We start from the raw sequence: 11,285 nt of genomic DNA on the forward strand, positions 1-11,285 counted from the left end.
GTTTGGGAAGGGTGGGAAGGGTGGGGAGTGTGGGGAGTGTGGGAAGTGTGGGAGGTGTGGGAAGTGTGGGAAGTGTGAGGAGGGTGGGGAGTGTGGGGAGTGTGGGGAGTGTGGGGAGTGTGGGGAGGGTGGGAAATACTAAGGTCTTGAAGATAGGTAAGTGGTTAGGACATTCTTAAACCCTCAAATTTAGTCCGTGCTGCGAATGTATGGTCAAATAGCTATTTTTCCGTACTGACTTCTAACTTCTGATACCATTTTGAAAAAAGAATGTTACGAATAATAAGGGCAATACAAATACTTTACAAGGATATGTCCCTTTCACGAATTCAAGAATTTATGAACTAAAAATGGCATCGAAGCTATTCCCATACGACTCCTGTACGGGTGATTCGCTTTCTCGCCCCTACGACTCCTGACTCCTCAAAAAAACCTAGATATTTGTAGCAAACATTGATCAAACTGGTATGACTTATGCTATTTATGGCAGTCAGTTCAAAATTGATATTTTGTGGACAGAGGAGTGCCGAGACTTCTACGATGGAGCAGTAAAAGTATTGTGAGCTTAGGTTAGCAAGGATGGAACGGAAAATGGATACTCAACCCTCAGATCGGGGAGCCGAAACTCCTCAATCAGCAGAAAAAGTCTTGAAATTACTCATTCAAGACTTGGACAATGTTCGTCAAAATTTAACAAATCAGTTAGGGGAAGATGTAAATAGACTAAGAGTAGAGAAAGAACAGCTCAATGAGGATGTCAGTAGATTACGAAAACAATATGAACAGTTGCAAGCTCAACAACTGGAATCTCTTTCTCAACGACAAATAGCCCAGCAACAATTATGGCTCAAACAATTAGCCCAAGTTTTGGCCAATAATTTGCAACAACAGTTAGGCCATAAAATTAAAGAGTTAAGGGAGAATGTTGACCCAGGATTACAACAAGGTGGTTTTCCAGGAGGAGAATTACCAATGACTCATCCTCCAGATAGTTATTATGAGTCTGCTAATGAGTTGGGATATTCCTTGTCTGCTACTCTGAGCAGAACATTTGACACCCTAAAACAGGAATTGGACAGTTACGAAAGTGACCTTTCTGTCAAACTCAATAATATGCGCGATATGGAACAGCAGGGAGAGGTTATTCTAGAAACTTTGGTCAGTCGTCTTCAAGCACAACTGGAAAGAAATAATGCAGTTTCATCTGGAAATTATCAAAATTCTCAGTTTGGATCTAGGAACTCAGTCAATACTAATTCTTCAGAAATATCAACTCCTGTTGAGTCCCCAGAAATAGCACCAAAAACTCAACCTGAATCTACTACTAAACCTCAAAAGTCTGCTTCTCAAGTTCAGGTTGGTTTAATTTTGGCTCTACTTTCAGCAGCAGTATTATCTATATTTAATGTTTGTCTCAAGATTATTTTCAATACATCACTACAACCCCAAGGATTAATTAACCCAAATGTTGGTAATTCTTTATTAATTTTATTACTAAGACTGATAGTAGTAATGTTGTTAATGCCTATAGTCGCAACATTTCTCTATCCTGCTGTTTGGAGTGATATTGAACGTTTTATTAAATCCCAAGATTTTTCCTTATGGTGGAAAGTTATTGCTAGTGCTTTCTTTTTGTTTTTATCTCAGGTATTAATATATATTTCTATTGGTAATATACCTACTGGTATTGCCATTACAATTTTCTTTATTTATCCAATTATTACTGTTTTATTATCTTGGGGATTATTTGGCGATCGCCCTTCTATTGTCAGAATTTTTGCGATGGTTATTATTGGTTTGGGAGGAATTTTAGTTATTCCTAGTGGAGCTGGTGATTATCAAGAAGGTGTTTTGGCTGGAGTAGGAGCTGGTATTACTTTTGCTGGATATGTTTTACTAACACAAATGTCAGCAGGAAAGCTTCATCCTATTCCGTTTAGTTTGATTAATTTTGCTGGAATTTTTGTATTTTCTGCTTTGGGTTTAATAATACCTAAACCTTTAGAATGGTCGCCTAATATTGATTCTACTTTGTGGTCTGGTTTAATTGTTGGTGGTATTATTCTGGGAATTTTAACACTTTCTAGCTATGTATTAAATAGTTTTGCTATTAGATTTGCTGGAGCTGCAAGAGCATCTATTATTGGTACTTTTGGTCCGGCTTTAACTGCTTTACTTGCGTTTTTTACAATTGGAGAAGTATTAGGAGGAAAAGAGGTTTTTGGAATGATATTGGTAATTATTGGTGTTGCAGCGATGAGTTTTGAAAGAATGTTTGGAGTAAAAAGGAAGGCAAGTTAATTTCAATAATTAACAATTAACAATTAATAATTAATAATTACCTCTTTTTCAAAATAAGAGGATTGCTTAAAAAGGAAATTTTTTTCTTTTTTATTCTTGAAAAACTTTAAAGTAAAGGAGAGGGTTTAAACCTTGATTTTTCGGTAAGCATTCAGCTATTAGCGGTTAGGTGTCAGCTTTTTAAAGAATGAAGTAAAAATTCGTTTAACTTATACTACATTTTTCACCGATAAGAAGCACAAGAAAGACTTATTTTGAGTTTTTAACCTATAAAATTCAAGCTAATGAAAATGAGCGAATTAATAATTTTGAATTTTGAATTGATTTGACCTTTCTGTTGAGTCAAATTCTCAGTCAAATATTAAGCATCAATACTCGATGGAGCCAGATAATTAGGTAGAATCATTCCCTATTTCCCCTCCTGCTCCTCCCCTCCTCGGAGGGGTTGGGGGTGGGTTGGGTTAAGGGTGGGTTGACTACTGTCAGGGCGAATGGCCATTCGCCCCTACGACTACTGACTACTGAACTATATTTAGACATTCGGCAAAAACTTTAAAAATAGCATTAGTCCAACCAAAACCATTAACAGATGGACCATAACAGCCATCTCCAGCAATTTGCCCTATGTTCACAACATTATACTTTTCCCAGAGGCTGTGTTCCTTAGTTTCTGTTCCATCTTGATTTTTGATAGAAATACCCTGGTCATAGACAGTGAAACAATTTTGACACCATTTTTGCCGAATTCGCATTGCGTCATCGTCATATCCATATTTCTCTAATCCCTCAACTACTATCCACTGAAGGGGGGCCCAACCGTTAGGAAAAGCCCATTGCCTTCCTGATACTTCTTGCAGGGAAGTAACAAGGCCACCCTGATGTTCAAATACAGGTAGCCACTTTCGGACCATTTTCTCAGCTTGGTCTTTTTCCATTAGTCCTGCCCATAGGGGAAAAAAGCCTGCTAATGATAAATGTGGATTGCGCCTTTTTGTCTGGTAATTATAATCAAAGAAAAACTGGCGATCGCTATCCCATAAATACTGATTGATGAATTCTTTTCGTTTTTTTGCCCTCTCTTCCCACTCAGCTACAGAATCATTTTGTCCGAGAATTTTTTTAGCTTTAGCAATATCAAGTTCTCGAATATAAAGGATAGAATTTAAGTCTACAGGTATATGGTCTAACCAAAGATCGTCACATCTTGTGGAATGATCCCAACCACTTTCACAACAAGCTAATTCGTGTAAATAATTTACATCAAAATAGCGGGATAATCCTATTGATGGTGAGTTTTTGTCAGGGAAAAAAACTAAGCGGTTATTATCTTTTGTTGTTCCCATCCAGACATTAATGTGTTCTTTTTCTGCTATTTCAGTCATCTCGGCTAAAAATTGTTTTGCCTCATCATCGCGCTTTTGAGATATCATTACGTCGTATGCAAGCCACATTAATTGTGTAAAGAAAGGTGGTTGACTGCGAGAGGTAAAATAATATCTACTACCATTAGGAATAATTTCAAAACGCTCGAATAGAACAGCTAAATTTTTTGTCATATAAATAATGTATTCTTCATAGTCTGTTCCTATTAATCCGAGTGCTATAAAATAGGAATCCCAATAATACATTTCTTGAAACATTCCTTGATGGCTAGGAACTAAATATGGATGAGGTAAATCAAGTAAAGTACCACCTTTTTTTTCTTGTTTCTTAGCTTCCCGCTGTAAGCTATGCCAATAGTTATTAATGTATTCTAAGACTTGCTCAATTTGTTTTTTCTGTAAATTTTTCATAATACTCACTTTGGTTTAACAAAATTTTGCTTGCCAAAAAATTAAGGTTTAAAGTCTCTATTTTCCAGGAGAAAAAAAATATTTTCAACCAATCCTCTTCTTTTTAATAAGAGGTAATTATTAATTGTTTCGGCTGTCGCTGACATGAAAATTATTAATTGTTGAAAACTACTAATACCAATTTGATAAATGTTGGCTACAAATAGCTAGGGTGATTTTTAGGAATCAGGAATCAGGAATCAGGAGTCAGGAGTCAGAATAAATAGCTTTAAATACCATTTTTTAGGCTGTCAATCATCTTTTTTGTAAAAAGTACATCTCCTATAAAATATTTTTATCGCCCTTACTATTCGTAAAGTTCTTTTTTCAAAATGGTATAAGATAAGAGGCGGTTTCATCAAATTGGTTTAAGATTAATTAATTTAATCTGGAACCCACCTCTTGCAACATTTTAGATGTGTCACGGCACTACTTGATTTAATATTCATTTAAAAAACTACCACCTAATAACAATTTAATAAATTTTGGCTACAAATAGCTATGATATTTTTCAGGAATCAGGAGTCAGGTAGGGGAGTTGCCGGATTTGCGACATACAAGAGAAGTAGGAATTATAGAGGAGGTAGTCGAAAAAATTATCCCTTGATTTTTCAGCCATAATTAGCCTATAATAAAATATTTTTCCAGCTCTTTCCAATGTGTGTTTTAACTTTTGAATTTTGAATTGTGAATTGTGACTTGAGAGCAGCTCTTTCCAATGTGTGTTTTAACTTTTGAATTTTGAATTTTGAATTGTGACTTGAGAGCAGCTCTTTCCAATGTGTGTTTTAACTTTTGAATTTTGAATTGTGGCTTGAGAGCAGGTCTTTCCAATGTGTGTTTTAACTTTTGAATTTTGAATTTTGAATTTTGACTTGAGAGCAGGTCTTTCCAATGTGTGTTTTAACTTTTGAATTTTGAATTTTGAATTTTGACTTGAGAGCAGCTCTTTCCAATGTGTGTTTTAACTTTTGAATTTTGAATTTTGAATTTTGACTTGAGAGCAGGTCTTTCCAATGTGTGTTTTAACTTTTGAATTTTGAATTTTGACTTGATTGTGTGTTTTAACTTTTAACTTTTAACTTTTGAATTTTGACTTGATTGTGTGTTTTAACTTTTGAATTTTGAATTTTGAATTTTGACTTAAAAAATGTACGGTTTCCACGAACTAGCACTCGATAGTGTAGAGTGCTAAATTTTTATTTGGAAGCAATAGGATAAAGTATATGGCCAAAATTGTAGAATTTGATGATAAATCTAGACGCTCTCTAGAACGAGGAATTAATACCCTAGCTGATGCAGTCAAAATCACTATGGGGCCAAAAGGTAGAAATGTATTATTAGAGAAAAAATTTGGCGCTCCCCAAATTGTTAATGATGGGATTACGGTAGCTAAAGATATTGAATTGGAAGACCCCTTAGAAAATACAGGTGCTAGATTAATCCAAGAAGTGGCATCTAAAACTAAGGATATTGCTGGAGATGGCACAACCACTGCTACAGTTTTAGCTCAATCTATGATTAAGGAAGGTCTCAAAAATGTAGCTGCTGGAGCGAACCCAGTCGCAGTGCGTAAAGGGATTGAGAAAACTATTAATCAGTTAGTTAAAGAAATAGAAACAGTTGCTAAACCAGTAGAAGGAGAAGCGATCGCTCAAGTTGCTACAGTTTCAGCGGGTGGCGATGCAGAAGTAGGGCAAATGATTTCTGAAGCAATGGAGAAAGTCACCAAGGATGGGGTGATTACTGTTGAAGAATCTAAGTCTCTTTCTACAGAATTAGAAGTTGTGGAAGGGATGCAAATTGATCGTGGTTATCTTTCTCCTTATTTTGTGACTGATCAAGAGCGGTTGGTTGTAGAATTTGAAAATGCTCGTATTTTAATCACTGACAAAAAAATCAGTTCTATTCAAGATTTAGTAGCGGTACTGGAAAAAGTTGCTCGTGCTGGTCAAGCTTTATTGATTATTGCTGAGGATATTGAAGGGGAAGCTTTAGCGACTTTGGTGGTGAATAAAGCACGGGGTGTTTTGAATGTTGCTGCTGTGAAAGCTCCTGGTTTTGGCGATCGCCGTAAGGCAATGCTCCAGGATATTGCTATTTTGACAGGTGGTCAAATGATCTCGGAAGAGGTTGGTCTGAGTCTAGAGATGGCAGACTTGGATATGATGGGAGTTGGTCGTAAAATTTCTATTAATAAGGATAACACTACTATTGTTGCTGGTGGGGAAACAGGAGAGGAAGTGAATAAGCGGATCGCTCAAATTAGGAAACAGCTTGATGAGAGCGACTCTGATTATGATAAGGAGAAATTACAGGAGCGCATCGCTAAGTTAGCTGGTGGGGTAGCTGTAATTAAAGTTGGTGCTGCTACGGAAACTGAACTCAAAGACCGGAAGTTACGCATTGAGGATGCTTTGAATGCGACGAAAGCTGCTGTGGAAGAAGGTATTGTGCCTGGTGGTGGTACTACTTTAATTCACTTGTCTACTAAGGTTGATGAGCTGAAAGCTAGCTTAACAGATGAAGAGCAAATTGGTGCTGATATTGTGAAGCGTGCTTTAGAAGCTCCTTTGCGTCAAATTGCAGATAATTCTGGTGCAGAAGGTTCAGTAGTTGTAGAGAAAGTACGTTCTACTGATTTTAGTGTTGGTTACAATGCGATAACTGGCGAATATGAGGATATGATTGCTGCTGGTGTTCTTGATCCGGCGAAGGTGGTACGTTCCGCGTTGCAAAATTCTGGTTCGATCGCTGGTATGGTATTAACTACTGAAGCTGTTGTTGTTGAGAAACCTGAGAAGAAAGCTCCAGCGCCTGATATGGATGGCGGCATGGGCGGCATGGGCGGCATGGGCGGTATGGGTGGCATGGGAATGCCTGGTATGGGAATGATGTAATTTTTGCCTACCCAAAGTCAGCTCTATACGCAAGTCAAAAGTTAAAAGTAATTTTTGATTTGCGTAGTTCTATATATTACAGCAATGCATGAGAATGATGAGGTACAGTTTTTGTAACATAAGCATCCTGCTTGTTACAGGATGGAAGTCTGAACTGCAAAAAGTAGTAAAATTTTGTACCTCACTAACTCCGAAATTGCTGTAAGTTAGCCTGTTTATAGATAGGCGTTTTGTAGGGACGTTGCATAACAAAAATGCGTTTCATGTCGCGCAGCGAAACGTCCCTAGTATTTTTTATTGCAAGAATTTCTATTCTTATATTCAGTGGAAGGAAGCAATCTCAGGGGGATATAGAGATTGCTTCCTATCGTCGTAATGAGCTTCAATTTGGCAAAATTCAACTATAATTAATTTTTTACAGCAGTTTCGGAGGCGCGTGAGGTACAAAGCTTTTTTTTGTTAAAAGCTGGAAACCTGTTAGTAATGAGTGGCAGTTCAACCTTCCAGGTTGTTACAGCCCGATCAGGCTGTGTTACACTGTACTTCACCATTCTCATGCATTGCTGTAAGTTTAACCATTTATAATCTAGTTAAAATGTTCAAAATTAAAAACTTAGTTCTAACTAGCAGTTTTTTTTACTTTTATCTTGCGACTTATTGTTTAGCAAAAACTCCTGAATTTTCTGAATATACTCTCAGAAAAACAACGATAAATATTATCTCTCAACGTCAAACAGAAACAGAGGAAAATTTAGAATCTCCAGATATATTTTCTCCTAATCCCTTAGAAAGCACTGAACCAGATCCACTATTACCAAACCCCCCTAGTTCTGGAATTCTAACTGGAGAAAAACGAGAAGAATTTTCCCAGGAACTTGACAGACTTAATGTTGAGGCAGCAGCATTATTGGGAGCAGGAGAAACAAGAAAAGCTTTTGAAATTTGGAACAGAGAATTGCGTTTGCGTCGTTATCTTGGTAAAGCAGAAGAGTTAGTAGCTTTGTCAAGAGTTGCAGAAATAGCGTGGAATAATACTCAGAAATTACAGGTGCAATGGATTACAAAAAGACTGGAAATTTTACAACCAGAAATTCAAGAGGAAGAACCTCCTAATCTAGAATTATTACAAGCATTAGGTTCGGCATTTAGTATTGTTCGAGCTAAAGATCCAGCAGTTGAAGTTTATCAACAAGTGATTGTTGAAGCCAGGAAAAAAGAGGATGTTGCTACACTCAAACAAGCTTTAATTGCTGTAGGGGAAATACATTTGAATTGGTTGGATTATGATAATGCAGCGATCGCTTATGAGGAGTTATTAGATGTTCAGCAACAGAATGATTTAGAAGTATCTGAAATAGACACAACAAATCCTGCTGTAAGTGTTAATTTTGAAAAGGTAAATACTCTCGAACAATTAGCTTTTATTTATAATCAAGGGGGGAATCCTTTACAAGCAATTATAGCGAAAGAAAGATTAGTAGATTTTTACGAAGGGCAACAAAATATTGCAGAAGTTCCAGAGATAAAAATCTCTATTGCTGAAGATTATGAGGAACTTGGAAAGCTTAATCTTGCCAGTCAATACTATCAGGAAGCTTATGATATTGCTCAATCTATTCAACGATTTGTAACTGCTAGTGATGCTTTAGAAAATTTAGCAGCGCTCTATCTTTCTCAAGATGAAAAAGAGGCGGCAATTGAAATATATAAGGTGCAATTGTTGATGGATCAACAGTTTGTAAATGTTTATGGAATGATGGAAACTTATGACAGAATGGGGCAAGTTTATGCACAGTTAAAAGCTTTTGGTTTGGCAGTTTCGTCTTTTCAAAGAGGTTTAGAATTATCGAGACAATTGGGAGGATATCGAGAAAGTTATTTTCTACAAAAGCTTGATAAATTGAATAGAAAGAATTAGAGGAGTCAGGAGTCAGGAGTCAGGATAAATAACTTTAATATTCAGGAATTACCCGAAAGTTTCTCTTTTTCATCAAATAGACATCTGAATATTAACTCTTTGAGCTGCTGCTTATTATTTGTAACAATCTTTTTTAAAATTGGTACAGTATTTTATCGTAGGGGTTTGGTCTCCAAACCTAACCCAAAATGGCATCTAGAAATATAGTAATCCGGGCTTATGTTGTAATATTTTTGATTTCCTAACTTAAACAAAGATGGGATTTGGAAACCAAACCCCTACGGTTTTTTTGACAAATTATTTAGGTTGTAATATTTTTGATTTCCTAACTGAAATAAAGATAGGATTTGGAAACCAAACCCCTACGGTTTTTTTCACAAATTATTATATAAATATAGTAATCCGGGTATAGGTTGTAATATTTTTGATTTCCTAACTGAAATAAAGATGGGATTTGGAAACCAAACCCCTACGGTTTTTTTGACAAATTATTATAGAAATATAGTAATCCGGGCATAGGTTGTAATATTTTTGGTTTCCTAACTTAAATAAAGATGGGATTTGGAGACCAAACCCCTACGGTTTTTTTGACAAATTATTATAGAAATATAGTAATCTGGGTATAGGTTGTCATATTTTTGATTTCCTAACTGAAACAAAGATGGGATTTGGAGACCAAACCCCTACGGTTTTTTTGACAAATTATTTAGGTTGTAATATTTTTGATTTCCTAACTGAAATAAAGATGGGATTTGGAAACCAAACCCCTACGGTTTTTTTGACAAATTATTTAGGTTGTAATATTTTTGATTTCCTAACTGAAATAAAGATGGGATTTGGAAACCAAACCACTACGGTTTTTTTGACAAATTATTTAGGTTGTAATATTTTTGATTTCCTAACTGAAATAAAGATGGGATTTGGAGACCAAACCCCTACGGTTTTTTTGACAAATTATTTAGGTTGTAATATTTTTGATTTCCTAACTGAAATAAAGATGGGATTTGGAGACCAAACCCCTACGGTTTTTTTCACAAATTATTATAGAAATATAGTAATCCGGGTATAGGTTGTAATATTTTTGATTTCCTAACTGAAATAAAGATGGGATTTGGAAACCAAACCCCTACGGTTTTTTTTCACAAATTATTATAGAAATATAGTAATTCGGGTATAGGTTGTAATATTTTTGATTTCCTAACTGAAATAAAGATGGGATTTGGAAACCAAACCCCTACGGTTTTTTTCACAAGTTATTTAGTATTAGTATACTTACTTAATTAATTCAAAAATCTTGTACTTGTAAAATATGCAAAACATAGCAACAGGAGTAAGTAGAAGAGCTAAAGACAAAGTGACAGTAGATAAGGTGATAAGCACTGCCCCTACTTCAATTATTTCTAAAATAATAGAAGCAGTTATTTGAGTTTTATTTTTTTTCCTATGTTTTGCATAACTTTTAGCTAAAGGTTTCTGGGAAATGTAATTACTCATTTTTTTTCTTTTTGAACTACATTTCTACCATAAAAGGTAGAGACTACCCCAAGACAAGGGGTGCAGTAATTAACCTATAAATCCCTTACAATAAAGTATTCAGCTTGAGAATAGCTTGGGAGTAACCCAAACCTTTTTTCAATCCCTTAAAATTATTAGTAATTTAAGTTTGGGGTAGGTACAAACTAACCCAAACCACCCAAACTTAGGACTGTTTTATTATCTATAATTACTTGGGTGTGGGAAGTGTGGGAGGTGTGGGAAGTGTGGGAAGTGTGGGGAGTGTCGGAAGTGTGGGAAGAAACCACAACTAGAAGAGTTGAATTAACTCTTTGGTGGTTCGATATTCTTATACTTCTGATGGGTTTTACTACAATAAAATAGCTCTAACGCAAACTTCAAATAATTCTAATTAAATAAAATCTATGGCAAGAACAGGCAACTGGGGTGATGAACCTCTCAAACGAGCAAAAAAATTAATTGAGTTTCTGATAAATTACAACCATCAGAATAATCCAGAAAAGGAATTATTTACTGAATGGAAAGATAAAGATAAAGATAGCGATCGCCCTAAACTTTTTATAAGAACAACTTTCAGAGAACTTGCTGGTTTATTAAATCAAGAAATACCATCTAAATATAAATCTGGTTCAAAAACTGATAAACGAAAAAATGAGATTCAGACTACTATAGACTACCTAAAAAAATTAGGAATTGTGACTGAAAATAGTACGTCTAGCGAAAAAAGTAAAGGTATTAGAAGTTTGACTTTTACTCTTTGGCATTCTGATAAAAAGCAAGAAAATCTAAGACAATTAGAGCTAGTCTGGAAAAATCGGA

8 protein-coding genes are annotated in these 11,285 nt (G+C 35.5%); 6 read left to right on the plus strand and 2 right to left on the minus strand.

Annotated features, from left to right (window positions below; genetic code table 11):
* The first annotated feature begins 591 nt into the window (after window positions 1-591).
* Window positions 592-2,301, plus strand: coding sequence for a DMT family transporter (locus F6K40_RS35025; protein WP_293143209.1), 1,710 nt, complete (start codon window positions 592-594; stop codon window positions 2,299-2,301).
* A 518-nt stretch (window positions 2,302-2,819) separates the two neighbouring features.
* Here the strand turns inward: F6K40_RS35025 and F6K40_RS35030 are convergent.
* The gene (locus F6K40_RS35030) at window positions 2,820-4,094 is read right to left on the minus strand and encodes a trehalase family glycosidase (RefSeq protein ID WP_293143212.1); all 1,275 of its coding nucleotides are present in this window, start codon (window positions 4,092-4,094) and stop codon (window positions 2,820-2,822) included.
* Window positions 4,095-5,359: 1,265 nt separating this feature from the next.
* Between F6K40_RS35030 and groL the strand changes: the two genes are divergently transcribed.
* The 3 genes from groL to F6K40_RS35045 all read left to right on the plus strand — a co-directional run bounded on the left by groL (window position 5,360) and on the right by F6K40_RS35045 (window position 10,020).
* Window positions 5,360-7,033: a chaperonin GroEL gene (gene groL / locus F6K40_RS35035; RefSeq protein WP_293143214.1), complete on the plus strand. Its 1,674-nt coding sequence runs from the start codon at window positions 5,360-5,362 to the stop codon at window positions 7,031-7,033.
* Between the two features lie 595 nt (window positions 7,034-7,628).
* Complete coding sequence (locus F6K40_RS35040; protein ID WP_293143216.1) at window positions 7,629-8,951, plus strand: tetratricopeptide repeat protein; 1,323 nt, start codon at window positions 7,629-7,631, stop codon at window positions 8,949-8,951.
* Window positions 8,952-9,612: 661 nt separating this feature from the next.
* On the plus strand, window positions 9,613-10,020 hold the full coding sequence (locus tag F6K40_RS35045; RefSeq protein WP_293143218.1) for a hypothetical protein: 408 nt from the start codon (window positions 9,613-9,615) through the stop codon (window positions 10,018-10,020).
* Between the two features lie 203 nt (window positions 10,021-10,223).
* On the opposite strand, the gene F6K40_RS35050 is transcribed toward F6K40_RS35045, so the two are convergent.
* Window positions 10,224-10,445 (minus strand): hypothetical protein, encoded by a 222-nt coding sequence (locus tag F6K40_RS35050; protein WP_293143220.1) that lies wholly within the window; start codon window positions 10,443-10,445, stop codon window positions 10,224-10,226.
* A 237-nt stretch (window positions 10,446-10,682) separates the two neighbouring features.
* On the opposite strand from F6K40_RS35050, the gene F6K40_RS35055 reads away from it, so the two are divergent.
* Window positions 10,683-10,829: a hypothetical protein gene (locus F6K40_RS35055; RefSeq protein ID WP_293143222.1), complete on the plus strand. Its 147-nt coding sequence runs from the start codon at window positions 10,683-10,685 to the stop codon at window positions 10,827-10,829.
* A gap of 41 nt (window positions 10,830-10,870) precedes the next feature.
* On the plus strand, window positions 10,871-11,285 hold a 415-nt coding region (locus F6K40_RS35060), incomplete at its 3' end, for a hypothetical protein (RefSeq protein ID WP_293143224.1).

It is taken from the genome of Okeania sp. SIO3I5 (assembly GCF_010672085.1).
Lineage (GTDB): Bacteria > Cyanobacteriota > Cyanobacteriia > Cyanobacteriales > Microcoleaceae > Trichodesmium.